This is a genomic window from Streptomyces sp. NBC_01450, assembly GCF_036227505.1.
GTDB lineage: Bacteria > Actinomycetota > Actinomycetes > Streptomycetales > Streptomycetaceae > Streptomyces.
In genome coordinates this window covers 1582928-1607093 of the sequence record NZ_CP109481.1, presented here as the reverse complement: position 1 = coordinate 1607093, position 24166 = coordinate 1582928, and the positions used below count along the sequence as shown (strand labels likewise).

At 70.0% G+C, this 24166-nt stretch carries 22 protein-coding genes, 1 tRNA gene and 5 pseudogenes; 11 read left to right on the top strand and 17 right to left on the bottom strand.

All coding sequences use genetic code 11. From position 1 onward, the window contains the following. Window positions 1-48: 48 nt before the first annotated feature. Together OG568_RS56010 and OG568_RS56005 are read right to left on the bottom strand one after the other, a co-directional pair. Window positions 49-1668: a sensor histidine kinase gene (locus OG568_RS56010; protein ID WP_329537690.1), complete on the bottom strand. Its 1620-nt coding sequence runs from the start codon at window positions 1666-1668 to the stop codon at window positions 49-51. Beyond that, window positions 1661-2407: a response regulator transcription factor gene (locus OG568_RS56005; protein WP_329537689.1), complete on the bottom strand. Its 747-nt coding sequence runs from the start codon at window positions 2405-2407 to the stop codon at window positions 1661-1663. The genes OG568_RS56010 and OG568_RS56005 overlap by 8 nt, the downstream gene beginning before the upstream one ends. Before the next feature lie 174 nt (window positions 2408-2581). Between OG568_RS56005 and OG568_RS56000 the strand changes: the two genes are divergently transcribed. After that, window positions 2582-4060, top strand: a complete 1479-nt coding sequence (locus tag OG568_RS56000; protein ID WP_329537688.1) for a DUF2079 domain-containing protein — start codon at window positions 2582-2584, stop codon at window positions 4058-4060. A gap of 170 nt (window positions 4061-4230) precedes the next feature. Beyond that, a tRNA-Met gene (locus OG568_RS55995) sits at window positions 4231-4299 on the top strand. A gap of 309 nt (window positions 4300-4608) precedes the next feature. Here OG568_RS55995 and OG568_RS55990 read toward each other — a convergent pair. After that, on the bottom strand, window positions 4609-5208 hold the full coding sequence (locus OG568_RS55990; RefSeq protein ID WP_329537687.1) for a hypothetical protein: 600 nt from the start codon (window positions 5206-5208) through the stop codon (window positions 4609-4611). Window positions 5209-5494: 286 nt separating this feature from the next. Between OG568_RS55990 and OG568_RS55985 the strand changes: the two are divergent. Then, window positions 5495-5773 (top strand): annotated as a pseudogene (locus OG568_RS55985) (Scr1 family TA system antitoxin-like transcriptional regulator); the annotation flags it as partial. Window positions 5774-5979: 206 nt separating this feature from the next. On the opposite strand, the pseudogene OG568_RS55975 reads toward OG568_RS55985, so the two are convergent. Next, window positions 5980-6595: pseudogene (locus OG568_RS55975) on the bottom strand (transposase). Between the two features lie 163 nt (window positions 6596-6758). Continuing rightward, window positions 6759-7097 (bottom strand): hypothetical protein, encoded by a 339-nt coding sequence (locus OG568_RS55970; RefSeq protein WP_329537686.1) that lies wholly within the window; start codon window positions 7095-7097, stop codon window positions 6759-6761. A gap of 95 nt (window positions 7098-7192) precedes the next feature. On the opposite strand from OG568_RS55970, the pseudogene OG568_RS55965 reads away from it, so the two are divergent. Next, window positions 7193-7759, top strand: a pseudogene (locus tag OG568_RS55965) (IS6 family transposase); the annotation flags it as partial. A 179-nt stretch (window positions 7760-7938) separates the two neighbouring features. Here the strand turns inward: OG568_RS55965 and OG568_RS55960 are convergent. After that, window positions 7939-8349 (bottom strand): organic hydroperoxide resistance protein, encoded by a 411-nt coding sequence (locus tag OG568_RS55960; protein WP_329537684.1) that lies wholly within the window; start codon window positions 8347-8349, stop codon window positions 7939-7941. A 142-nt stretch (window positions 8350-8491) separates the two neighbouring features. Between OG568_RS55960 and OG568_RS55955 the strand changes: the two genes are divergently transcribed. Further along, on the top strand, window positions 8492-9406 hold the full coding sequence (locus OG568_RS55955) for an AraC family transcriptional regulator (protein WP_329537683.1): 915 nt from the start codon (window positions 8492-8494) through the stop codon (window positions 9404-9406). A 385-nt stretch (window positions 9407-9791) separates the two neighbouring features. Then, window positions 9792-10046, top strand: coding sequence for a hypothetical protein (locus OG568_RS55950; protein ID WP_329537682.1), 255 nt, complete (start codon window positions 9792-9794; stop codon window positions 10044-10046). A gap of 140 nt (window positions 10047-10186) precedes the next feature. Here the strand turns inward: OG568_RS55950 and OG568_RS55945 are convergent, their stop codons facing one another. After that, the gene (locus tag OG568_RS55945; RefSeq protein WP_329537681.1) at window positions 10187-10903 is read right to left on the bottom strand and encodes an ISAzo13 family transposase; all 717 of its coding nucleotides are present in this window, start codon (window positions 10901-10903) and stop codon (window positions 10187-10189) included. A 173-nt stretch (window positions 10904-11076) separates the two neighbouring features. Between OG568_RS55945 and OG568_RS55940 the strand changes: the two genes are divergently transcribed. Then, window positions 11077-12336, top strand: a complete 1260-nt coding sequence (locus OG568_RS55940; RefSeq protein WP_329537680.1) for a flavin-dependent oxidoreductase — start codon at window positions 11077-11079, stop codon at window positions 12334-12336. A 40-nt stretch (window positions 12337-12376) separates the two neighbouring features. Here the strand turns inward: OG568_RS55940 and OG568_RS55935 are convergent, their stop codons facing one another. Then, entirely contained in the window at window positions 12377-13987 is a 1611-nt protein-coding gene (locus OG568_RS55935) for an ISAzo13 family transposase (protein WP_443077983.1), read from the bottom strand. 158 nt (window positions 13988-14145) lie between these two features. On the opposite strand from OG568_RS55935, the gene OG568_RS55930 reads away from it, so the two are divergent. From OG568_RS55930 to OG568_RS55920, 3 genes and pseudogenes are all read left to right on the top strand, one after another. Next, window positions 14146-15567, top strand: coding sequence for an MFS transporter (locus tag OG568_RS55930; RefSeq protein ID WP_443077955.1), 1422 nt, complete (start codon window positions 14146-14148; stop codon window positions 15565-15567). A 173-nt stretch (window positions 15568-15740) separates the two neighbouring features. Then, complete coding sequence (locus OG568_RS55925) at window positions 15741-16250, top strand: DinB family protein (RefSeq protein ID WP_329537679.1); 510 nt, start codon at window positions 15741-15743, stop codon at window positions 16248-16250. A 94-nt stretch (window positions 16251-16344) separates the two neighbouring features. After that, window positions 16345-16571: pseudogene (locus OG568_RS55920) on the top strand (integrase); the annotation flags it as partial. 142 nt (window positions 16572-16713) lie between these two features. On the opposite strand, the gene OG568_RS55915 reads toward OG568_RS55920, so the two are convergent. The 9 genes from OG568_RS55915 to OG568_RS55875 form a co-directional block, all read right to left on the bottom strand. Further along, window positions 16714-17646: a hypothetical protein gene (locus OG568_RS55915; RefSeq protein WP_329537678.1), complete on the bottom strand. Its 933-nt coding sequence runs from the start codon at window positions 17644-17646 to the stop codon at window positions 16714-16716. Window positions 17647-17816: 170 nt separating this feature from the next. Continuing rightward, window positions 17817-17972 (bottom strand): hypothetical protein, encoded by a 156-nt coding sequence (locus tag OG568_RS55910; RefSeq protein WP_329537677.1) that lies wholly within the window; start codon window positions 17970-17972, stop codon window positions 17817-17819. 352 nt (window positions 17973-18324) lie between these two features. Then, entirely contained in the window at window positions 18325-19230 is a 906-nt protein-coding gene (locus OG568_RS55905; protein WP_329537676.1) for a class I SAM-dependent methyltransferase, read from the bottom strand. Between the two features lie 80 nt (window positions 19231-19310). Beyond that, on the bottom strand, window positions 19311-20417 hold the full coding sequence (locus tag OG568_RS55900; RefSeq protein ID WP_329537675.1) for an NAD(P)-dependent alcohol dehydrogenase: 1107 nt from the start codon (window positions 20415-20417) through the stop codon (window positions 19311-19313). Window positions 20418-20419: 2 nt separating this feature from the next. Then, window positions 20420-21823, bottom strand: coding sequence for an aldehyde dehydrogenase family protein (locus OG568_RS55895; RefSeq protein WP_329537674.1), 1404 nt, complete (start codon window positions 21821-21823; stop codon window positions 20420-20422). 8 nt (window positions 21824-21831) lie between these two features. Then, window positions 21832-22587, bottom strand: coding sequence for a (5-formylfuran-3-yl)methyl phosphate synthase (locus OG568_RS55890; RefSeq protein ID WP_329538300.1), 756 nt, complete (start codon window positions 22585-22587; stop codon window positions 21832-21834). Between the two features lie 178 nt (window positions 22588-22765). Beyond that, window positions 22766-23113, bottom strand: a complete 348-nt coding sequence (locus tag OG568_RS55885) for a hypothetical protein (protein ID WP_329537673.1) — start codon at window positions 23111-23113, stop codon at window positions 22766-22768. 73 nt (window positions 23114-23186) lie between these two features. Beyond that, on the bottom strand, window positions 23187-23465 hold the full coding sequence (locus tag OG568_RS55880) for a hypothetical protein (RefSeq protein WP_329537672.1): 279 nt from the start codon (window positions 23463-23465) through the stop codon (window positions 23187-23189). A 26-nt stretch (window positions 23466-23491) separates the two neighbouring features. Next, complete coding sequence (locus tag OG568_RS55875) at window positions 23492-23803, bottom strand: DNA-processing protein DprA (RefSeq protein ID WP_443077954.1); 312 nt, start codon at window positions 23801-23803, stop codon at window positions 23492-23494. Between OG568_RS55875 and OG568_RS55870 the strand changes: the two are divergent. Beyond that, window positions 23721-24145: pseudogene (locus tag OG568_RS55870) on the top strand (transposase); the annotation flags it as partial. The gene OG568_RS55875 and the pseudogene OG568_RS55870 overlap by 83 nt on opposite strands. Window positions 24146-24166: the final 21 nt, after the last annotated feature.

Below are 24166 nucleotides of genomic sequence, written 5' to 3'. Positions count from 1 at the left end.
CCCGGGGGTCCCCGGGCCGGGACGGCAGTGGTTACGCGGCGCGCTCCTTCATCGTCGCTGCGACCTGGCGGACCGTCCCCGACCCTTGAAGGGGCGGGGCCGTATCGGCATCGGGTCTCCCGCGGGCAGGCGGAGGACGAAGCACGCCCCCGAACCCTTCGGCTGCACCGCGAGCACGAGCAGGCCGCCGTGCCGGGCCGCCAGGTCGCGGGCTATGGCGAGACCGAGGCCGGTGCCGCCGTCCGTACGGGTGCGGGACTCGTCCAGGCGGGTGAACCGCTCGAATATCCGTTCGCTGTCGGCTTCCGTGATGCCGGCCCCGTCGTCGCGGACGGTGCACAGCACCGACCCGGGTGCGGCCGAGTCCCGGGCCACGGTCAGCAGTACGCGGCCGGCGGCGTGGCGCATGGCGTTGTCGAGCAGGTTCCGGAGGATCCGTTCGAGGTGACCGGGTGCCGCGAACACCGTTGTCGCGGCATCCGGCGCGGCGACGAGGAGATCCACCTTCGGGGAACCCCCGGCGCGTTCCGCGTACTCCTTCGAGAGCCGGCCCGCCAGTGCCGCAACGTCGACCTGTTCGGCGGGGGCCGGCGGGGCGCCCGCGTCCAGCCGGGCCAGCAGGAGCAGTTCCTCCGTCAGACCGCTCAGCCGCCGCGCCTGCCGGCCGGCCGCGGACACCACGGCGGGCCAGTCGGCCCGGTCGGGGTAGGCGGTGGCCACCTCCAGCCCCGCGAGCAGGGTGGCGAGTGGGCTGCGCAGTTCGTGCGCGGCGTCCGCCACGAACCGGCGCTGCGCCGTGGCCGCCTCCTCCAACCGCTGCAGGGTGGCGTTGATGGTCAGCGCCAGTTCCGCCACCTCGTCGGCGGTGTCGGGTACCTCCACCCGTTCGCGGGGGTCCGTCGCGGTCACCGAGGCGGTGCGCGCCCTGATCGCCTCGACCGGCCGCAGCGCCCGCCGCGTGGCCAGCCAGGCCACCCCGGCCACCAGCGCGGTCGCGACGGGAACAGCCACGACGAGTTCCCCGTCGAGGTCGCCGACCGCCCGCTCGGCATCGTCCGGGACGATCAGGACGTACACCCGGACCCGGGCGTCGGCGGCCACCCCGCGCCCCTGCGTCTCGCCGGGCAGATAGGAGGCGGGCACCGTCCCGTCGACGGTGGTCAGGCTCCGTCCGGACAGCGAGCGGGCCGCCGGCTCGGCCACGGCGGGGAACGTGAACCGGCGTCTGGTGTACAGGGGCAGGCTCCCACCCCGGCCCGGGCCCGGGAGGAACGCGTGGCCGTCCTTCTCGTACGGCGCCAGCTCGGGACTGGACGCCAGGAGCATGCCGTCGTCGGCGACGATTTCGTACGGCGCTGCTCCCCAGGGGCCGCCGATGGACGCGTAGGCGGTGGCGCTGAGCAGGGTGTCGACCTGCTGCTGGGCCACCGACGAGGTGGCCCGCAGCCGCTCGTCGTACAGCTGATGCCGCATCAGCAGGGCCCCGGAGGTGAAGAGCACGGCCGCGGCGAAGGCGGCGGCCAGCGCCGAACGCGCCCGCACCGAGCGGGGGAGAAGGCGGGCGCGCCGCAGCCGGCGGAGCACGCCGGACGGGAACGCGGGTACCAGGGCGCGGCGCCCGCTCGGATCCCGGCCGTTCGGATCCCGGTCGTTCGGAACGTCAGACACCGGAGTTCCGTCCGGCACCGTCCCACCGCCTGGCCGGGGGCTCCTGAACGGCGCCTTCCTCCGTCTCCACGCGGTCGTCGACCAACCGGTAGCCCACCCCGCGCACCGTCAGGAGGGACTGCCGTCCGAAGGCCGTGTCGATCTTCCGGCGCAGGGCGCTGACCCGGACCTCGACCAGGTTGAGGTCCTCGGCCTCGTCCGGCCACGCGTGGTGCAGGATCTCCGACTTCGTGACCGCTTCGCCCGGCCGCCGCGCGAGCACCTCGGCGACTCCGAACTCCCGGGGCGTGAGCGGTACGGCGACGCCCGACCTGCGGCAGGTCCTGGCCGCCACGTCCAGGACCAGGTCGCCCACCGCCAGCAGCGGGGAGGCGGGTCCCCGCGCCCGGCGCATGAGCGCGCGCAGCCGTGCGACCAGGACCAGGTAGGTGAACGGCTTGGTGACGTAGTCGTCGGCGCCGGTGTCGAGGGCCTCGGCCTGGTCCCAGTCGCCGTCCTTCGCGGTGAGCACCAGCACGGGGGTGGTGATGCCCTCACGGCGCAGCTGGGCGCAGACCCGGTAGCCGTTGAGCAGCGGCAGCATCAGGTCGAGCACGACGGCCGCGTAGTCACCCGTGCGGGCCTTCCACAGGCCCTCGCGGCCGTCATGGGCCACGTCCACGCGATAGCCCTCGGCCGTCAGCCCGAGGCGCAGCGTCTCCGCCAGCTCACGCTCGTCCTCCACCACCAGAATCCTCACCCCGCCAGCCTGCCACAGGCTTCCGGCGGCTCCCTGACCGCTTCGTCAGGTTCGGTCAGGGCCTGGTCAGCGGCTCTCCGGCACGGTGTCCGAGCCCCGGAAGGGTGCTCGCCGCGCCGGCCCACCCGCGCGGCGAGCGCCGCACCGGTGATCCGCCGTACGAAAGGCCCCGACATGCCGACCCGCCTGACCACGCTCCTCTCTACGCCCCGCCCGTCCCGCCCGCCGTCTCGCAACGACGCGGCCGGACCCGTCACCGGAACGGCCCGGCCATCACGGGATGCCCCCGGCTGGGCGACCGCGCTGTCGCTCGCCCTGGTGTGCTTCGTGACGTACACGGCGCTGTCCGTGCGGCTGCACCAGCGGATGCTGACCACCGGCTACGACCTGGGGATCTTCGAGCAGGCGGTACGGTCCTACGCGCACGGGCACTTGCCGGTGGCCGAGCTCAAGGGACCGGGGTTCCCGCTGCTCGGCGACCACTTCTCGCCCGTACTGGCCCTGCTGGCACCGCTGTACCGGGTCTGGCCGACGCCGGTGACCCTGCTGGTGGCGCAGGCCGCACTGCTCGCGGTGGCGGTGATACCCCTGGCCAGGTGGGCCGAGGAGGTACGCGGCCGACGGGCGGCGCTGGTGATCGGCCTCGGCTACGGCACCTCCTGGGGTGTCGCACAGACGGTCGGGTTCGACTTCCACGAGGTGTGCTTCGCCGTGCCGCTGCTGGCGTTCTCCCTGACGGCGGTGGGCCGCGGTCGGGCGCGTGCCGCGGCCCTGTGGGCGCTTCCGCTGCTGCTGGTGAAGGAGGATCTCGGGCTGACCGTCGCGGTCGTGGGCCTGCTGATCGCGCGTACCGGCGAGCGCGACGACCGCAGGACGGGAGGTGCCCTGTTCCTGGCCGGAGTGCTCGGGTCCTTCCTGGAGATGCTGGTCGTGATACCGGCGTTCAACCCCGGCGGCACGTTCGCCTACAGCTCCAGCGTGCCCGGCGCGGGGTCCGCCACGCCGGGCGCCGGCGAGTTGCTCCTCCACTACACGGTGGGGATGGTCACCCCGGACACCAAGGCGCAGACGGTGCTGGCCCTGCTGTCCGTGACCGGGTTCCTGGCCGTGCGCTCCCCGCTCCTGCGGGCGGCCCTGCCGACGCTCGTGTGGCGCTTCGCGTCGGACAACCCGGCCTACTGGGGAACCAACTACCACTACAGCGCGGTCCTGATGCCGATCCTGTTCGCCGCCTTCGTCGACGCGCTGACCCGGCCCGGACCGGTGCGGTACGCGCTGGCGGCGAGCGCGGCCGTCACCGTGCTCCTGCTGCCCCAGTTCCCGCTGTGGCAGCTGACGCAGCCCGCCACCTGGCACACCGATCCCCGGCTCGCGACCGCGCGGCGGCTGATGGACCGCATCCCGGACGACGCCACCGTCGCCGCCTCCAACCGGCTGGTCCCGCAGCTCACCAACCGCACCCGGGTCAGCGTGTTCGGCCTGGGGGGCAGCCGTCCCGACCCGGAGTGGATCATCGACGACAACGCGCAACCGATGGGCTGGCCGATCTCACCCGACGACGACCGCAGGATGCTGTCCGAGGTCCGCAACAACGGCCTCTACCGAACCGTCGCGGACCAGGACGGCTACGTTCTCCTGCAGCGGCGGCCCTGACAGAGCCGCAGGCCTGCGACGCCGTGGAACTCGTGGCGCCTCCTACGCCTGTCCTACGCCTGCGCCCGCCCCTGTTCCCGTACCTGGGTGAGCCGTCGGACGCCGAGGTCGAGGGCCTGTCCGGTGGCGTCCGCCGGGACGGTGCCCAGGGCGCCGGCGGTGAGGACGATCGCGGAGCAGCTCGGTAGCTCGCTGGGCTCATAACCCAGAGGTCGCAGGTTCAAATCCTGTCCCCGCTACAAAAGCAGGGGCCCGGCACCAGCCGGGCCCCTGACGCGTTCTCCGGCCACAGATTCAGCACCGGGCGAAGCGGGGGAGTTTGCCGTCCCGCCCTGGTCTTCCAGACACACGTCCCTGCGCTTCTTCGGGGTCGGCTGCCGTGCCCGGCGGCTGGCCGAACGGCGGCGGACCGGGCCGGCCGCCATCACCCTCATGTCCCGCCGCCTGGCCCGTCCCCGCCGCCAGACCGAGGCGTCGAGGGTCACCCTCGCAGCCGCCTGAAGACCAGTACGCCGCCGCTGCCGGGCCTCTTCTGGGCTGCTGTCAGCTCAGATCGTCGGTGTGTCGTCGATGACGTCCTTGTGCGGTTCGAGGATGAACCTCCAGCCATCGCTGGGCTCCATGAACCGCACTCGGGTGGGGTAGATGTCCAAGGCGCGGCGGTCGCGGATCTGGCTGCTCGTGTTCTTCCGCCCGCGGGTCGGCTCTTCGTACAGGTCGACCTTGACGTCCGGCACCGGGATGACTTCCTCGTTCCAGCGCTGAACGATTCCCACGCCGAACGCTTCCCTTGCGGCGGTGTACAGCGACTCCAGAGATTCCTTGTTCCCGTTGGGCACGAAGAGGGCGAGGTTTAGGAGGACGCCAGCACTCTGGAGAACTTCGATTTCTTCCCCTGCCTCGTCGGAAACCCAGATCCCGCGTTCTTCGGTATTGTCCGGGAGAATATGAATTTCCTTACCGAAGATCGTCCTTGCGGTGAAGGATCCTCCCTCGAAATTCTTACCTGGCTTCGCGAGGAAAGCCGGGGCGTAGCAGTCGAGAGGAATACCATCCATCTCTGCCGAAACGAATATACTGTCCTGGAGGTTCAGTTCTGAAACCTCCTCAGTCGTAAGGCGTCGGGCCGTAACCTTCTCGGTGTTCACGCTATTCCCCTTCTTCGTATGGCGACAGTTTGCCGAGCCGCTGCTCGTGGCTCGGCCACGGCCCACCAGTCGGTCTAGTGGTGACCTCGGGTCGAGTGGTGCCGGCCGCTGGGCGCGTCGCTTGACGTCGCCGCCCCCGGACAAGATCCCAGAGACGGACCCGGGCAGCAAATCCGCGTAGAGAAAGGCGGAGGCGATGGCATCGCGTCCGGGTATCGTGGCGACTTCCCGGCCTGATGACAGGTATTGGTTTGTTGGTGTGAATTCGGAGGGGTATGTCACTGGTCAGGCACCCGGCTTCGCCACCGCCTTCATGGGGCAGATCACGGCCTTCCAGGGCACGCCCAACGACGTTTCCGAAGCGGTCGCCGCCCGGGTCGCCCGCTCGCGCTTCCTCTATGAGGGCGGACACCGCTACGTCGTCCTCATGGAAGAGTCCGTCCTGCGCTACCGCACCGCAGGCCCCGACGCCATGCGCGGCCAGCTGCGCCACCTCCTGGCCGTGATGCCGCTCGCGTCCGTCTTCCTCGGCATCGTCCCGTTCACCGCGCAGCTCACCGTGTGGGGGCAGTCTTGGACGCGGGGTCGTCGTCGTATGAGGGGTTCCGGTACCCGGCGGAGATCATCGCCTACTTGCGTGTGGCTGTATCACCGCTTCCCGCTGAGCTTCCGCGAGGTTGAGGAGCTCATGCTCGCCCGCGGCGTGATCGTCTCCTAAGCGTTGTCCCGTAAATGATCTCTGGCGTACGGGAGGACCTGCTCGCTTCTCCGTCACCCGGTGAGGGCGAGGTTGTGCAGGCGGGCGATGCCGAGCATGGCGTAGTGGACGCCGTCGCCTTTGAGGCGGCGGTCGCGGAGGATCTTCCAGCTCTTCATGCGGGCGAAGGCGTGCTCGACGCGTGCTCGGACCTTGCGGTGGGAGGCGTTGTGTTCCTCTTTCCAGGCCCGACAGTTCGGTCTGACCGCGTTCGCGTCGGTGCGGGATGACCAGGCCGGTGCCGCGGTAGCCGCCGTCCGCGATGACCGTGGTCTTGCCGACGGCGTCTTTCGCGCCGGAAAGCTCCCCTGCCTTGCAGTCATTGCGGTTGCCAGGCAGGGGTCGGCCGACGGCGACGACGAGTCGGGTGTCGGCGTCGATGACGACCTGGTGGTTGGTCGAGTAACGGTAGTTCTTCGACTGCTCGGCGATGCTGTGATCGCGGGTGGGCACCAGGGTGCCGTCCACGATCAGCACGGTGTCCTTGCGGAACCGCTTGCGCTGTTGCAGCGCCAGGGAGGGCCCGAGGTGGTCGATGATGCGATCCGCTGCCGACTTCGAGATACCGAAGACCGGGGCGAGCTGCCGCAATGTCAGGTTCGTCCGCCAGTACGCGGCGACCAGCAGCACCCGGTCCTCCAGCGGCAGGCTCCATGGCCGTCCCTTGCGAACGGGGTCTGCGCCCTCGCGTCGTAACGCGGTGACCAGCTTGTCGAACTGCCGCGGGCTCAGTCCGCTGAACGGGGCTATCCAGGAAGGCTCCGACGCCGTGATCACACCAGTCACTGCGTGATCATTCCACTGCTTCAGGTGCTCCTTGCTCGAACGCGAGGCGGCAGCGTTCAACCTGCTCGGCCACCTGCTCCATGAACCAGCGCATGATCTCGTAGGGGATGACGTGCTCGTCGTGGCTGTGGACGTGGACGGTCGGCTCCAGGCTCGGGTCTTCGTCGGGTATCACCGCCACCACGAAGGCAGCTCCAGGCAGGTGAGTTTCTGCGTTGGGAATCTCAGCCCACGCAGCCGGCGCCGGGACGGCCTCGCTCAGCTCCACACACCAGGCGTCGTCTGGCAAGGCGTAGTGGAACTGGATCGCGTAGTGACGGCCTGCATGCACGCGCAGCTCTGGCATGCCCGCAGGCTGCCACAGCGGCCTCGTCGGAGTCTTGCGAGTATCCGCTCAGCACCTCGCCCCACCCGCCATTTGCGGGACAGCTCTTAGCTTAGGAGACGATCCGCCAGTGGTGCGCCAAGTTCGGACCCGCGTACGCGGCCGGGCTGCGCCGCCGAAAGCCCCGGGCCGGTGACAAGTGGCAGCTGGACGAGGTGTTCGTAGAGATCAACGGCGAGCGGTGGTAGCTGTGGCGCGCGGTCGGCCAGGACGGCAACGTGCTGGACGTCCTTGTCCAGAGCAGGCGCGACGCCAAGGCGGCCAGGCGGTTCATGGCCAAGCTGATGAAGAAGCAGTGCCGGGTGCCGCGGGCGCTGGTCACCGACAAGCTCCGCGGCTACAGCGTCGCCCACCGCGAGCTGATGCGCTCCGTCGGGCACCGGCAGTCCACGTACCTGAACAACCGCGCGGAGAACTCCCACCAGCCGACCCGCCGGCGCGAACGCGCCATGAAGGGCTTCCGCTCACCCGCCGGCGCCCAGAAATTCCTCTCGGTGTTCAGCGCCGTCTCGCCACACTTCCGGCCCCGCCGCCCCCTTCTGACCGCGCCCGACCACCGCGCCGAGATGACCCTCCGCTTCACGATCTGGAACAAGATCACAGGCGTACCCGCGGCACCCTGACCACAGCACCGGCCGACGGCTCCCTTCGCCCCGTCAAGCCCCAACACACTTCGAACCCCACCAAGTTGACAAGACCCCAAGGGGCGTTGCCTCGCGCCGTGGGGCAACCGGGCAAGACGACGCCACCTGGATCGCGGACTCTGGCGGTTGCGGTCCAGGTGGCGTTCAGCGGGCGGTGGTTACTCGGCGAGCAGCTCGACCGGGATGTTGCCGCGCGTGGCGTTGGAGTACGGGCAAACCTGGTGGGTGGCCTCGATGAGCTCGCGACCGGCTTCCGGGGGCAGGCTGTCCGGTAGCTTCGTCCGCAGGCTGGCTTCGAGCTGGAAGCCGCCCTGCCCGTTGGGGACGAGGCCGACTTCGGCGGTGACCAGCATGCCCGAGACGTCGATCTTCTTCTTCTGCGCCACCAGCTGCATGGAGGTGGCGAAGCAGGCCGCATAGCCCGCCGCGAAGAGCTGCTCGGGGTTGGTGCCGTTGCCGGTGCCGCCCAACTCCTTTTGGAGGGCCAGCACGACGTCCAACTTGCGGTCCGAACTGAAGGCGCGGCCGTCGCGGCCGGTCGCGGTCGCAACGGCGGTGTACAGGCTCATGTCCTGCCCTTCTGGTAGACCAATCGGTCAATCCGCTTGGCCCACTCAGCGTATGGAGGTCAGGAACCGCTCCCCATGGCTCACCGTCTTCGTTTCATATCTGATCGTCTTACCTGTAGTAGCTTCACGATACGATCTGGCGATGGACGTGCTCAGCGATGCGATCGGCGTCATGCGTACGGGGCGCCCGCATTCCAGTGAGATCCGCAAGCACGCTCCGTGGGGAGTGCTGGCCGAGCCGTTCTCGGGGGCCGGCTTCCATGTGGTACTGGAAGGGACATGCTGGCTGATCCCGTCGGCTGGCGCCGCGATCGCCCTGAGCGTGGGCGATGTGGTGTGCCTTCCGCACGGCTGCGGGCACGCTCTGGCCGATAGCCCGTCGACGTCTCTGACGGGCGCGCCCTCGGCCTCCCTGCGGGAGATAGTGCCGAGCGCCGACGACGGCGAGGGGGCCAAGTCGGTCCTTCTGTGCGGCGCATACACGCTCGACCAGACCCGGCCGCATCCACTGTTCGAGGAACTGCCTGAGGTCATCCATCTTCCGGCACGTCTCGGCCACCGCACGCCGCTACTTGCTGCCGTCAACCTGCTCGGCGACGAGATCGCCAACCCCAACCACGGAACCGAAGCGGTCGTGTCGGCCCTGCTGGACATCATGCTGCTGTACATCCTGCGGGCCTGGCTCGACGAGCAAACCGACGACGGCCCGGCCACCGGGTGGGCCGCGACGCTGCGCGATCCGGTGATCACCGCAGCGCTGCGCCATATCCACCAGGAACCCGCCGGGCAGTGGACGGTCGAAGCGCTGGGCGCGAAAGCCGGACTGTCGCGCGCGGCCTTCTCCCGCCGGTTCACCTCGCTGGTCGGCAAACCGCCGCTGGGCTACCTGACCTGGTGGCGGATGACCCTGGCGGCGCGACTGCTACGCGACAGCGACAAGCCGCTACAGACCGTCGCGCAACGCACCGGATACACCTCCGAATTCGCCTTCGCCAAAGCGTTCAAACGAGAGTACGGCTTGGCCCCCGGTCGCTACCGCCAGCAGTCGCGGAGGTAGTCCAGTCAGCACGCCGTGACGACGACGGCCTCCTGTTGGACGCCATACTGACCTGCCGCTGACCGCTCGAAGTCCGTAGTCGATCGGGCGCCGATCTCCCCGGGTTCGCTGCTCTCTGCTACGTCGCTCACGGAAATGCGGCCGTTGCTCCGCGAGTACCGGATATCTCAACACCACGGTCGCAATCTGACGGTCGCCACGGCGCGAGACCGTTAGAGCTGTGCACGTTTCCCCGTACACGCTTGTGCACGTTGACGGCTCTGGCAAGATTTTCGTAGCCGGAGATCATTTCGACGCGGCGGTCGGTCTGCCCGCGTAGCGGCGGCGTATGTGGGCGATCAGTATGACTCGGTGGCGCAGGAGCGGGACGCCGGCGCGCCCTCCCATGATGCGTTTCTGGAGCTTCACGTCGGTGATACGGCCTTCGTTGACCCCCGAGTTGGGGGGTGATGATTCCCTGGGTGACCGCCTGCTGGTCTTCACGCAGAGCTGTGGCGATACCGGCGAGCGGAGCCAGTCCACTGACGCTGAGTTTGTCGAGCCGGTGCGGCAAGGGTGCCGTGTCACGGGCATCGAGCGTGGTGGCGAACTGGCGGACAAGGTCGTGGGTGCGGCGGAGTTCCGGGCAGTGCTCGAGTAACCGCTGCAGACGTTGCGCGGTGTGCGGGCCGTGCCGGTTGTGAGTGGTGATGATCCACCGGGCGGCTTCGCGCGGGGAGGGTGGTCGCTCGCGTGGCTCGTCCAGGGGCAGGCCGCGCCGTAGAGGAGCGACGGCCATTTTCACGCGCTGGTAGTGACCCAGGTAGCCCTTGGCGAGGAGTTCCTGGTGCAGGATCTTGGCGCTGTGTTCGCCCCCGTCCCAACGTTGCTGCAGGTAGTCGAGGTTTCCCGCCCGGCCTGCGCGAACAGCCCGATCTGTTCCTTCTTCTTCGTGTCCACGCTGATCACGGGGTCGCCGGCGTCCAGGAACTGGCGCACCTTGTCGTTGAGGTGGCGGAACTGGGCATCGCGGTCCCGGCGACCGCTGCCGGCCAGGACCTTGGCGTTGCTCCGCAGGCTGAAGCCCGCCTCCTTCAACAATGCGGCGATCATGTCCCGGCCCACCGCGCGGCCCTGGGCGGCGAGCTCGGTGGTCAGATGCCGCAGCGACTTCGTGGTCCAGGTCAACGGCCCTATCGGGTCACTTTGCGTGCTGTCCTCGACCAACGCCAGCAGCGCAACTCGGAGTCCCGGGTCCTTCGCCGCCAGCGCGGGACGCCCCGCACCTCGCCGGCGTACCCGGCCATCGGGCTCGGCATCGTCCTCCAACTCGACAAGGCCCCGACTGACGCACCCCGTGGAGACCCCCGCGGCCCTGGCGACAGCCGCGATCCCACCATGTCCGAGCTGCCGCGCTTCCGCCGCATACAGCAGACGGCACTGCCGCTCGTTGAGATGCGGAGTCACCGCCTCAAACTTCGCACGCAACGGACTGATCAACTCATCGAAACGGCCCATACCAGATCAACGAACCCAAGTCCCGGAAGCAACCCGCAAATTCGCGACGCCTCCAGTGATGGAAGTGGTCGAAGTGATCAGCAGCGGACCGGAGTTGAGTCGATTAAGATCATGGTCATGTTCTCCAGTGATGTGCGCCCGCCCCTGTGCCGGCCCCAGGCCGGGACCGTTCGATGAGGGTCACCGTCGTCGGTGGCGGCATAGCCGGCCTGACCTGTGCCCTGAGCCTGCACGCCGCGGGCTTGCGGCCGCGGGTGTGCGAGGCGGCGCGTTCCATCGAGGCGGTCGGCGTGGGGATCAACCTGCTGCCGCACGCCGTGCGCGAACTCGCCGAGCTCGGCCTGGCCGACGACCTGGCCGCCATCGCACTACCCCCGCAGCGGCTGGGCTACCACGACCGGGCCGGCCGACCCGTGTGGGAGGAGCCGCTCGGCCTCGCGGCGGGCTACCACTGGCCGCAGTTCTCCGTGCACCGGGGCCGCCTGCACGTGCTGCTGCTGGCGGCAGTGCGTGAACGCCTGGGCCCGGACGCGGTCCGCACCGGCCTGCGGTTCCGGCGCTTCGAGCAGACGGCGCACGGCGTACGGGCCCACTTCCTGGACCGGTCCAGCGGTGCGCCGACGGCAGAGGACGCCGACGTACTGATCGGCTCCGACGGCATCGACTCCGCGGTCCGCGCCCAGCTCTACCCGAACGAGGGGCCATCCCACGGGAACGGCGTCCACATGTGGCGCGGGGTCGCACGGTATCCGCACATCCTCGACGGCCGCTCGATCGTGGTGGCCGGCGGCACGCCCGGCGCGAAGTTCGTCGCCTACCCGATCGAGGACCCGGCGACGCCGGACGGTAAAGCCCTGATGAACTGGGTGCTCGAGATACGTCACGGACGCTCCGCCGGTGCCACCCCGGACCGTTCCCACCGTCGCATCACCCCGGCGGAGGCCCGCGCCGGCGCGGCGGACTGGCGCCTCCCGTGGATCGATGTGCCGACCCTGGTCGAACACTCCTCCGCGGTCTTCGAGTACCCCATGCTCGACCGCGACCCCCTTCCCCGCTGGAGTTTCGGACGCGTCGCCCTGCTCGGCGACGCCGCCCACCCGATGTTCCCCATGGGTATGAACGGCGGATCGCAGTCCGTCGTCGACGCCCGGGTGCTGGCCTGGTGCCTGGCCGGGGAACCCGATCCGGTGGCCGCGCTGCGCCGGTACGACGAGACGCGCCGCCCGACGGTCAACGCGATCGTCATGGCCAACCGGGACCTGGGGCCGGAAGAGATCATCGCCCGAGCGGCGGAGCACGGCGGGCCGCTTCCCGGCGGCGAGGCCGAGAAGATCGCACGGCGCTACAGGCAGCTGACCCAGGCCACGGTGACACAGGTCAACACCCACGCGTCATGGACGGTCCCGCACGACAGGGCGGACGCTCCCCACTGAGCCCGGCGGGCCCGTCGATGAATTAGTGGTCCGTGTCGCGTCAACTTGTGGTTGATGCCGTGCTCATGACGTATCTGGCGAGTTCGCAGGGGTCGATGAGGTGGACGGGGAGCGGCTCGCTGTGGTGGCCATGTTGCTGGAGCAGGGGCCGGGTCTGCTGGATGAGGGCGCGCATCTGGTTCTCGCCGATGCGGAAGAGGCGGGCGGTCAACGAGGCGGGCAGGCCCCGCTGGTCCAGGACGGCGGCCCAGATGATGTTCTCGACGGCGAGCTTACGGTGGCGGGGGCGTTGTTCCGGCGGGAGTGTGTCGACCATCTCGCGGATCTCGGCGACGAGGTGGTCGAGGGCTTGGCGGGTGAGGCCAGTCAGCACCGGGTGAGTGGCCAGGGCTGCGTCGAAGGTGTGGGCCGTGCGGGGGTGGGAACGGCGTCCGGGCGGCTGCAGCGGCACCGGAGGGACGCCGGGCTGTGGCGGGATGGTGTAGTTCCACTCGCCGTGGAAGTCATCGGGGTTGATCTTCAGCGCGGCGGCGTGCTGCGCGTCGATCTCGATCCCGGTGGGGTAGCTGTTCTCGTCCAGTCGTGCGGTCACGTGCAGCCCGGTCGCGGTGGTGGTGGAGGCGATCAGGTTCAGGGCCACCTCGAAGCTGGTCAGCGGGCGGGCGCGCCAGTTCATGGAGATAAAGGAGAACAGGCGGTGTTCGACCTTGTTCCATTTCGATGTGCCGGGCGGTAGGTGGCATACGCTGATCTGAAGGCCGGTCTCGGTGGCGAGGACGGCGAGGTTGGCCTTCCACGCCTTGGTGCGGGAGCTGTTGGAGCCGCCACCGTCGGCGGTGATCAGCAGCCGACGGGCGTGCGGGTAGGCGGCGCTGCCTTCCTCCTTCCACCAGCGGCGTAGGGCGGTTACTGCGAATGCTGCGGTGTCGTGGTCGGTGCCCACCACGACGTAGCCGGCGTTGCGTCCGATGTCGTAGATGCCGTAGGGGATCGCGGTGCCGACCGCCTGGGTGGGGAAGTCGTGGTCGAGGACCTTCACCGGCGCGCGGGGAGGGGCCCACTCCCGTCCGGCCTGGGCGAACAGTCCGATCCGTTCTTTCTTCTTGGTGTCCACGCTGATCACGGGGTCGCCCGTGTCCAGGAACTCCCGCACTTTGTCGTTGAGGTGCCGGAACTGGGCGTCGCGGTCGGGATGGCCACTGCCTGCCAGGACCTTGGCGTTGCCGCGCAGGCTGAACCCAGCCTCCTTCAGCAGCGCGGCGACCGTGTCCCGGCCCACGACGCGGCCCTGGGCGGCGAGTTCGCGGGCCAAGTGCCGCAGCGACTTCGTCGTCCAGGTCAACGGCCCTATCGGATCGCAAAGTGTGCTGTCCTCGACCAGGGACAGCAGTGCTGGGCGTAGTCCTGGGTCCTTCTCGGTCAGTGCCGGGCGGCCCCCGCCCGGGCGGCGCACCCTGCCATCGGGCTCGGCTCCTTCCTCCAGCTCGGCAAGTCCCCGGCTGACGCACCCCTTGGAGACACCTGCGGCCTCGGTGACGGCGGCGATCCCGCCGTGTCCGAGCTGCCGCGCCTCCGCCGCGTACAGCAGTCGGCGCTGACGTTCCTCCAGATACGGCGCCACCGCCTCCAACTTCGCCCGCAATGGCCCGATCAACCCATCGAAGCGCCCTCTATCACATCAACGAGCTGAAATCCTGGAAGCAACCAGTAGTTCCTCGACGGGCCCCCCGGGTGATCTCGCAGTCCCGTATATGTCCCTTATTGTGGCCTTTTGTGTCGTGTCTCGGTGGATGGGATGGAGTTGGGGCCGTGACGTTCGCGGAGTCGGCCGGCGGTGGTGAGTCGATGCCCTCTCCCGAGCCGGCCCCGGAGTCCGAGCGACGGTCCTGGGCACCGCTGCTGGCGGTGTGTGCCGGGTATTTCATGGTGATCCTGGATGTGACGGCCATCAACGTCGCCGTGCCGGTGATCGGCCGCGAACTGTCGGCCTCGCTCACCGGCATCCAGTGGATCACCGATGGGTACACCCTGGTCTTCGCCGGGTTCCTGCTGACCGGTGGCGCACTCGGTGACCGGCTGGGCAACCGTCGGGTCTTCTGCACGGGCGTGGCGGTGTTCACTCTGTCCTCGGCCGCGTGCGCGCTCGCGCCGAGCGCCCCGTCCCTGGTTGCGGCCCGGCTGGTGGAGGGGCTCGGTGCGGCTCTGATCGTGCCCGGTTCCCTGGCCCTGCTTCAGCAGGCCTACCCGGCGCCGGCCGCACGCTCGCGGGCCTTCGGACTGTGGGGTTCGATGGCGGGCATCGCGGCCGCTGCTGGTCCGCTGCTGGGTGGGCTGCTCGTCTCCACGATGGGTTGGCGCTGGGTGTTCCTCATCAACCTGCCCGTCGGTGTGGCCTGCCTGGTGCTGACGCTGCGGCATGTGGCACGCTCGCCCCGGCGCGCTGCCCGGGCCCTGGACTGGCCGGCGCAGTGCGCGGTGGTGGCGGCGGTGGCGCTGCTGACCGCGGCGCTCAACGAGGCCGGGCGGCGGGGCTGGTCCGATCCGGCTGTTCTCGCCGGGGTGGGCCTGGCCGTGCTGGCCGCCGCGGCGTTCGCGGTGCGCGAGCGGCTGGCCCGCTCTCCTGTCCTTCCGCCGAGCCTGCTGTGCTCTCGTGCGATGAGCGGTGGAGCCGTCATCGGCCTGCTGTTCAACTTCGGCTTCTACGGCATGGTGTTCACCGCCAGTCTGGAATTCCAGCACCAGCGCGGCTTCAGCGCCCTCGGCACCGGGCTGGCGCTGTTCCCGGCGGTGGCGATGACCATGTTCGCCTCCGTCCTGTCCGGGCGGCTGGCCCGCCGCACCGGCGATCGTCCACTGGTGATCTCCGGCATGCTCCTGGCTGCCCTGGGGCTGGCCGGCTGGGCCGCGGCGGGAGCCGACCCCGCCTACCCGCTGCTGGTGGCCCCGATGATGGCCGCGGGATTCGGTACCTCCTTCGCCCTCACCGGTTCAACCGCCACCGTGATGGGTGCCGCGCCTTCGGCGGCGTACTCAGGCGCCGCCTCCGCCCTGTTCAACACCACCCGCCAGATCGGCAGCGCCACCGGCGTCGCGCTCGGCGGCAGCCTGCTCGCCACAGCCACCGACTACAACACCGGGCTGCGCACCAGCATGGCCATCGGCGCGCTCGCCTACCTGGCCGCCGCAGGCCTCGCGTGGCTGTGCGTGCCGGCGACACCGAAAATGACCTAGATGATCGATTCCAAGGGGTAGTTGCGGCTGCCGGTGACCGATGAGCCTCGCTGATTCCTGTGACCGGCGCCCATCGTGGCGACAGTCAGGTCCGGTTGACGGGCCTCGTATGGGGACAGCCGACAGGAGTAGATTCTGGCCCTGAATGCAGGCGCGGATGAGGAGCACGGCCAGTGACCAGCGACAATCGCATAGGACCGCCCAGTTTTGGAAGCGAACGCGACATGCTGCGGGCTTTTCTCGACTACCATCGCGCGACCCTCGCCATGAAGTGCGAAGGGCTTACCGACGAGGAATTGCGGCAGCAGTCGATGCCGCCGTCCACGCTTTCGCTGCTCGGTCTGGTGCGGCACATGGCGGAGGTGGAGCGTGCTTGGTTCCGTCGAGTGTTTGAGGACAACGACGCGCCCATGGTCTGGTCCGACAAGATCGACTTCCAGGCGGCCTACGACGCGAGCGCGTCGACCAGGGACGAGGCGTTCGTAGCCTGGGAGGCCGAGGTGGAGAACTCGCGCCGTATCGAGCGGGAGGCTGAGTCCCTGGACCAGGCCGGGTATCAGCCAAGATGGCGCGAGGAGGTATCGCTGCGGATGGTGATGGTGCACGTGCTCCTGGAGTACGGCCGCCACAACGGGCACGCGGACTTTCTGCGTGAGGGTGTCGACGGGACAGTGGGCGCCTGAGTCCGCAGGAGCCACCGGTCTCCCCTTGCTGATCCATTCCAGGGAATCGCTCGCGCGGCTGGAAGGAGCGGGTCCAACGTCAGTGTGTGAAGACCAGGCCCACGCTATCCTGGCCTGCGACTTCTTCACGCCACCACCCTCAACGGTGCGACGCTGTACGTCTTCGCCGTCATAGAGCACACAAACCGCCGCATTCGCATCCTCGGCGCGGCCGCCCACCCCACTGCAGACTGGGTTACCCGGAGCGCAGGGAACGTGGTCATGGACCTCCAGGATGCTGGCGCCACCGCCCGGTACCTGATCAGGGACCGCGACAGCAAGAGGCCGCCGAGTCCTGCTGAGGGCAGCCTGCGTACGCGTGATATTTCGAGCCTGGGAAGGTTGGCCCTCATCGCGGCGCGTGCCCCCTGACGGTGCGTCGGTGTGCCCGGATGTCATGGTTGGCGGGAGGGGTCGGCAGGAGTCAGGTACAGGGCCAGTTCTGGCTGTCTGTCACCTCGCGCGCGATGCGACGCCACTGCTTTTCCCCGCCGGGCAGGGGCCAGGCCCAGGTCGGCTGTTCCGCGGTGTTCAGGTCGTGAAGGAGGCGGACGAGTTGTGGGCCGGCGGTGGCAGTGCCGTCCGGGACGGCGGGGCCGTGGATGGCGCGGAGTTCGGCGAAGCGTGCCAGTTCGTCCTCGTAGAAGCCCACGGCTTCCTCGGTGCGCGTGGCCAGGTCATCGCGCGGGACCGTGCGGTGCAGTTGCAGTAGCGGAGGCTCGACGGATTCGGCGACCGCCGCGGCGAACCGCGCGTGACCGTCCAGGATCAGATGGCAGTCCAGCCCACTGACCCACCACAACAGGACGGGTGGGAGTGTCCCTTCACGGGCTTGCTTGCGGTACGCCTTGACCCGGCTGTCGTCGGCATCGGGCATCGGCCGCAGCGGCAGGACCTCCCACGAATGCGCATGGAGGAACCAGTCGATGTAGCCGTTTGGATGGCCGTCGACGAGCATCGAGCTCCAGTATTCGGCGTGCGAGGCGTCGGCGTGGCGCCAGCGCCGGAGCGGGCTCTCGCACGAGAGCAGCCACCGGCCCTCGTGCAACGGGCCGCCCGGCGAGTCGATGAGGTACTGCGCAAAGCGGTGGGCCCACCGTTCCGGGCTGCCCGCCAGGGCGCGGCCCGCATCGGCACGCAAGGGCGGGACGAAGGAGCGGTACCCGTCGGTGCGCCAGAAGTCCACGCCCTCGTGTTGCTCATCGACGACGGCGAGCAGCACAGGCTGCGACATCTGGGAGACCAGCAGTTGCGCACCGGCAGTGAACACGCTCAGCTCCGGCTGGTGGCGGTCCTGTACGTCCAGGGACAGGCCCACCCACGTACCGTCGTCCCGCGTGACATCGCTGCGCTGCATGCCGAGAGCGTAGACGGCCGCTGCGGGGACCCCGATGGCATTCTGTCCGTGCGATATGACCCGCGCACTCCACAAGCCGGTGATCCTGGCCGAAGACACGCGCGGTGCTCGTCGAAGCTCACTCCGTTGAGCACCGGACCGGCTGAGGCGGCGAGCGGCCCTGGCCGATTTCAGAGAGCCTCATCAGGGTCGGGAGCCCCGCACGTTGCGGCGTGCCGGATCAGCTCGGTGATGCGCCAGTCCGCGCGGAAGCTGTCGCCGTGCACCTGCTCGACCTCGGCGTACAGGTCGGCCAGCTGCGGCCGACGGCCAACCGAGAGCAGCACGTCGTGGCGGGAGGCGAAGACACACAGTGAGCAGGAGCACCGGGAGGTCCCGGACTATAGTCGCCGGCGCCGGGCACGGAGTCGTACGTCCAGATGTACGGCACCGGCGCGCACGCACCTAACGCGCCGGTGTGATGCGCCCTTACGTCAATGGCGCCCGCCTTCATGCGCAAAGAAGTCGATCAACGCCGAAGAGAGGCCGCGGCATCCCCATCTTCGGGAAATGCTCACAGATCAAGGAGCCATCACGGCAACCGTTCTCGGCCGCCTCACGCTCACTGGCGTCGTGGCAGGTCCGGGCGGTGTGCTGGATGCCGGCCCTGTGCCGACGTCGCCGTGAGCGCTGCGGACGTCATAACCGGGGCTTGTGCGCGAACACCCACCGGTTCCCCTCCAGCGCGTCGTTCGGCTCGGGGAGGGGGCCGCGTCCGTGCTGGTGGGTGAAGTCGAAGGGGGTGTGTACCGAGGTGGACCAGCCCTTGGCCGCCAGGTCGCCCGCGGAGTCGGGTCGTGGTCCCTTGTCGAAGAGGCGGAGCAGATCGATGCCGATCTGTTCTCGCGTCGCCGTGTAGATCGCGCTGTCGCGGTACTCCAGCAGGTTCTTCTCCAGCTTGACCTCGAAGGCCAGCGCGCTGCCTTCGGTGGTCAGCTGGTCCACCGTGTCGATGAGGTACGTCTCGGCGGGGCTCGGCAGGTAGAAGAGCAGTCCCTCTGCCAGCCAGACGCTCGGTGTGGCCGGGTCGAAGCCGGCGGTGGTCAGCGCGGTGACCCAGTCGGCGCGCAGGTCGACTGGTACGGGGACGCGCTTCACCTTCGGGGTGGCCGACAGGTCCGTGAGCACCTGGTGCTTGAACGCCAGCACGCCCGCCCTGTCGATCTCGAAGACCACGCAGTCGGACGGCCAGTCCAGCCGGAAGGCGCGGGTATCCAGCCCCGCGCCCAGCAGGATCACTTGACGGGCACTCGTACGGACCGACCGGAGGAGGAAGTTGTCGAGGACCCTGGTCCGCAGGCCGAAGTAGCGGGCGAACCGCCCCCACAGCGGGTTGCCGTCCCCGTCCGGGACCTGCTGGATGCGCACCGGCCAGTCCGCGCACGCCGGGGCGGCGCGCACGAAGTGCTCCGCGTAGACGTCCTTTGCCAGGCTGTCGTGGCGGTGGGTCTCGATCGCCCGTGCCGCGGCGACCAGGAGGGCGGTCAGGCCCACGCCTCCGTCCACGCCTTCCACGTCCGTGTGCTGCGGCGCCGTGCCGGCCATGTTTCCTCCGTTGGCGGGAGTGGGGACTGCGAGGTGCCTGATTGTCGGATGCGGTGGGTCTGCGGTGCCGCATGCCTCGCTCATCGGCTTCTTCCCTCCGGGAGCAGGACGGGTTTGACCACGCGGCCCGCGTCGCAGTCGCGTTCGGCCTCATTGATGTCGGCCAGCGGGTAGGTGCGGATCAGCTGGTCGAAGGGGAAGCGTCCGGCCTGCCACAGCCCGGTCAGCCGGGGTATCAGCAGTCCAGGTACGGCGTCCCCTTCGCAGATGTGGCGGATGCTGCGGCCTCGGTCCAGCGTGCCCGGTTCGAGCGGCAGCGCGGTGTGGAGCCGTGCCACCAGGCCGAGGCTGCCGGTGGGGCGCAGTGCCCGGAGCGCGTCGTTGATGAGCGGGGACGAGGCCGTGGTGTCCAGCGCGTACTGCGCGCCGCCGTCGGTCAGCCGCCGGATCTGCTCGGGCAGTCCGGCCGTTCCGGCGGACAGCGGGATCGCGCCGAACCGTTCGGCCAGGGCCAGCCGTTGGGGATGCCGGTCGACGGCCACAGCCAGCGCGCCGGCGGCGGTGGCCGCCATCACCGCGGCCAGGCCTACCGCTCCCGCGCCGAAGACCGCGAGGGTGTCGCCGGGGCCGGCGCCGAAGGAGTTGAAGACCGCTCCGGCGCCTGTGAGGAAGCCGCAGCCGAGCGGTCCGAGCAGTTCGACGGGCAGTGCGGGGTCTACCCGGACGGCGTTGCGGGCCGGGACGAGCGCGTACTCGGCGAACGAGGACTGGCCGAACCACCGGGGGGCCAGCGCTCCCCCGGTCGCGTCGGTGAGCCGCGGCGCGTCCTCCTTGCGTCCTCCGAAGAGGTTGAGGGAGGCGAAGGATTCGCAGTAGGCAGGGGCCGCGCCGCGGCAGTTCCGGCAGTGTCCGCAGGAGTCGAAGCTCAGCACGACGTGGTCGCCGACGCCGATCGCGGTGTCTGGGCCGCCGCCCGTCCACACCACGACCCCGGCCCCCTCGTGGCCGAGCACCGCCGGCAGCGGGCTGCAGCCGGCCGATCGCCGGACCGCGAGATCGGTCCGGCACATCCCGCAGCCCGCGATCTCGACCAGGATCTCGCCGACGGCGGGTTCCGTGCGCAGGGTCACCTCCTCGAGCGCGAACGGGTCCTCGTACGAGCGAAGTACGGCCGCCTGAAACCTCATCGTCATTCCTCCTGCGGGCGGTGGACGACGAACGGCCGGAGGTTGCCGTACAGCCCCCACGGTCCGCCCGCGACGCCGACACCGCTGTTCTTGACGCCTGCGAAGGGCTGGGCGAGGGACAGTTCGGCATGGTGGTTGATCCAGGCCGTGCCGCATTCGAGGCGGTCGGCCACCACCTCGGCCTGGTCGAGATCAGTGCCCCATACGGAGCCGCCCAGTCCGAAGCCGGTGCCGTTGGCAGCGTCGACGGCTTCGTCGAGGCTCCGGTACGGCAGCACCGGAAGGACCGGTCCGAACTGTTCCTCGGTCACCACCGGGCTGCCAGGCGGGACATCGGTGAGGATCGTGGGAGCGAAGAAGTAGCCCGGCCCGTCCAGCCGGTGGCCGCCGGCCGCCGCCCGGGCGCCGTCCGCCAGGGCCTGCTTCGCGACCTGTTCGATCCGGTCCAGCTGGGGGGCGTTGTTGACCGGGCCCAGCCGGGTGTCCGGGTCGAGGCCGGCCCCGACGGCGACGGTCTTCGCGCGCTGGGCGAGGGCTTCGACGACCTCGGCGTGGAGCCGGGCCGGGGCGTAGACGCGTTTGACCGCCATGCAGACCTGCCCGCAGTTGCGGAACGCGGCCCAGAACAGCCGGTCCGCGATCCGGTCCACCTCGACGTCGTGCAGCAGGACGGCGGCGTCGTTGCCGCCTAGTTCCAGGGTGATCTGGGCGAGCGAGGCCGCCGCAGCTTCGGCGACGGCCCGCCCGGTGGGCACCGAGCCGGTGAAGGTGACGTGGCGGATGCCCGGGTGGGAGGCGAGGCGGGCGCCGAGGGGTTCGCGGCCGGTGACGACGGTCAGTACGTCCTCGGGCAGGGCGGTGGCGAGGACGGAGCCGAGCAGTCGGGTGGCGAGGGGGGTGAACGGGGACGGTTTGAGGACCATGGTGTTGCCCGCCGCGAGCGCGGGCGCGAACTTCGCCGCCGCGAGCTGGAGAGGAAAGTTCCACGGCACGATCGCGGCGACGGGTCCGAGGGGCCGCCAGCGGATCTCGCTGTGCATGGGCCGGCCATCGGTGATCCGCCGGGTTCTGGGGGCCAGGTCTGCGAAGTAGCGCAGGCGGGCCGCCGTACGGGCGATCTCCGCGTACGACTCGGCCAGGGGCTTGCCCTGTTCCCGGGTGAGCAACCGGGCGAGGTCGTCGCCGGCCGTCTCCACGGCGTCGGCCGCCACGCGCAACGCGGTGGTGCGGGCGGCGGGGTCGGCGCGCCAGCCGTGCCAGGCCCGGTGGGCCCGGTCGACCACGGCGTCCAATTCGTCCGGCTGCTGGTCGGGGGCCTCGTCGAAGGTCTCCCCGGTGGCCGGGTCGACGACGGCGAAACGCGCGGTCCGGCGTCCGGGGACGCGGTCGGGCTCAGAGGTAGGCATGCCAGTGGTCAGTTCACGGCGGGGACGCCGGCCGCGTGCTCCCGGGCCTGCCAGTCCATCTCCGCCCGGAAGGCGGCCACCAGATGCGGCTGAATCCTTCCGGCATTGCGGTCGCCGCCCTCGCAGACCGCTCCGCGCACGCCCACGATGTCCGTGCCGATGCGGGTCAGCAGACCGACGTCGGTCTGTTTGACACTGCCCGCGAGGGCGGCGAGCAGACCGGACGCGTGGGCCAGCCGGACGAACTCGTCACAGACGTCCGGCGGAACGTGCTCGAACAGCCGCGTCCCGTCCTTGATGGCGGTGTCAAGCATGGCCGCGTCGGCGCCGGAGCGGGCGGCGATGTCGGGCACGGCGAGCGGGTTGACGCAGCCGATCCGGTGGGCGTCGGCGTAGCCCGAGGCGACGACGAGCGCTTCGGGGCGGTGGTCCTTCACCGCCCGGACGACCGCGCGCATGACCTCGATGCCCTGATCGGGCGTCGTGCATCCGTAGAGGCCGACCTTGATGTACGTGGCGCCGGAGACGACCGCGCCGAGCGCGGCCTGAGCCACCGTGCCGGGCTTGTACGGGACGTCTCCCACAGTGGCGGACACCGGTTTGTCCGCCGGGACCGCGTCGCGGATCTCCCTGATGACCCAGGGGAAGTTGGCGCCGAGCGAGCCCTCGTCGGGCTTCTTGACGTCGACGATGTCGAGGTGATCCGCCGCCTTCGCACAGTCGAGGGCCTCCTCGACGCTGTCCGGGGAGATGAGAAGCAACACCATGGGCTCCTTCCGCCGCATGTCCGCCTGGCCAAGGGACAGGGGTGCGGATCACCTGGTTCATGTGCGGTGTGGCTCATCATTTCCGCCGCCCGGGGGCACCGGTAGAGCGTGCGGAGTTCCCATGGACGCTCGTGGCCACGCATAGTGCGCCGCGCGCACCGGCGTGAACCGGGCCTTACTGATCATTCCGACATGAGTTCGGCTCAGGCCCTTGGCAGTTGGGGGCGGCACTCTTCTGTGAGTGTCGCCCCTTGCGCGCGAGCTGGACGAAGCGCACGCCGTGCTCGCGCAGCAGCGGCAGCATGAACTCCTCGGCCAGGAGCCGGGTTTCGGGCCACTCGCTGCCGGTGGCCGTGTAGAGGGCGGCGGTGCGCTCCAGGTCGATCCCGTGCGCGGCGGGTTCGGTGAGCGTGCGCGCGAGGTAGGCGGTGGAGTCGGCGCCGAGTCCCCAGTTGATGACGGTGTCCAGATCGTCGGTGGTGCTGAGGCCGGGCAGCGACGGCGTGTACGCGGTACGGGGCATGGCGGTCCGTCACTCCTTCTGGGGCTGGCCCGTGCCCGGCGGTGAACGGCCGGGCACGGGGCGGTTGGGGATGTCAGAGCAGGGCGAGGGCTCGCGCGGGGTCGAGGACCAGGACGGCGCGTTGCTCGGCGCGCAGCCGGGCGCTGCCTTCTGCGCGTAGGTCCTCGGTGGCGGGCGGGGCGAGCAGGGGCCGGTTGAGGTCGGCGGCGACCTCGGCGGTGTGCATCGCCGCCTCGGCGTGGTCCAGGGCCTCGATGAGGATCACCGCGCGCACGAGCGCGGCGAGCAGGATGGCGCTGGCCCTGAGCGTCGCGCCGCTGGCTTCGGTGCCGGGCCGGTAGAGGCTGACCACCGCGCCGCCGGTCGCGGGGACGGTGCTCAGCAGCTGGGCGTGGGTGTGCGGTGGGCGCGGTCCAGGCGGCGCGGCAGGACGGCGAGCGTCGCCCGTCCGGCCAGGGCGGCGGCCCGGTGGGCGGCCGAGTCGACGCCGTACGCGAGTGTCGCGGTGACCGTGTGACCGGCCTCCGCGACGGCCGTGGCGAAGCTGGGCGGTGCGGCCTTCGACCTGCCCGAGCAGGCCCTGCTTGCCGGACAGGTCGACGAAGCCGACGCCCGGATGCGCGGCGAGCGCGTCGACGCTCTCCTCGACGAGCTGTCCAACCTGCCCAGGGTGATCGGCGCGCCGATCACCGTTGCGTGGAACGCCAAGGACGACCTCCTGGACCTGCTTGCCACCGCCCGGACCCGCCCGGACCGGGAACAGGCCGCGATCTGCTGTACCGGTTCTTCCGCCGATGCGCCGACGCCGACCTTCCCGAACTGCGGCGCCCAGCCTCACCCGTCGAGACATGGTGGCCAGAGATCCTTGCGTTCCTGCACACTGGGACCACCAACGCTGGCTCCGATGGCACCAACCGGGTCATCAAGACCATCGCCGGCGACGCCTACGGCTTCCGCAACCCCGGCAACCAGCGCTTACGCACCCGCTGCGCGACCACCCGTCGAGCCCGTGGACACCTCGATGCCCGCTAATTTCGTTGAGCCCGCACCCTG

Coding starts and splice junctions, on each gene's coding strand:
- OG568_RS55955 (WP_329537683.1), top strand. CDS start 8,492: ATGGACGTGCTCAGCGATGCGATCGGCGTCATGCGTACGGGGCGCCCG.
- OG568_RS56000 (WP_329537688.1), top strand. CDS start 2,582: ATGCCGACCCGCCTGACCACGCTCCTCTCTACGCCCCGCCCGTCCCGC.
- OG568_RS55905 (WP_329537676.1), bottom strand. CDS start 19,230: ATGGCCGGCACGGCGCCGCAGCACACGGACGTGGAAGGCGTGGACGGA.
- OG568_RS55960 (WP_329537684.1), bottom strand. CDS start 8,349: ATGAGCCTGTACACCGCCGTTGCGACCGCGACCGGCCGCGACGGCCGC.
- OG568_RS55970 (WP_329537686.1), bottom strand. CDS start 7,097: ATGCCAGAGCTGCGCGTGCATGCAGGCCGTCACTACGCGATCCAGTTC.
- OG568_RS55885 (WP_329537673.1), bottom strand. CDS start 23,113: ATGCCCCGTACCGCGTACACGCCGTCGCTGCCCGGCCTCAGCACCACC.
- OG568_RS55945 (WP_329537681.1), bottom strand. CDS start 10,903: ATGGGCCGTTTCGATGAGTTGATCAGTCCGTTGCGTGCGAAGTTTGAG.
- OG568_RS55940 (WP_329537680.1), top strand. CDS start 11,077: ATGAGGGTCACCGTCGTCGGTGGCGGCATAGCCGGCCTGACCTGTGCC.
- OG568_RS55915 (WP_329537678.1), bottom strand. CDS start 17,646: ATGCAGCGCAGCGATGTCACGCGGGACGACGGTACGTGGGTGGGCCTG.
- OG568_RS55895 (WP_329537674.1), bottom strand. CDS start 21,823: ATGCCTACCTCTGAGCCCGACCGCGTCCCCGGACGCCGGACCGCGCGT.
- OG568_RS55950 (WP_329537682.1), top strand. CDS start 9,792: ATGATGCGTTTCTGGAGCTTCACGTCGGTGATACGGCCTTCGTTGACC.
- OG568_RS55900 (WP_329537675.1), bottom strand. CDS start 20,417: ATGAGGTTTCAGGCGGCCGTACTTCGCTCGTACGAGGACCCGTTCGCG.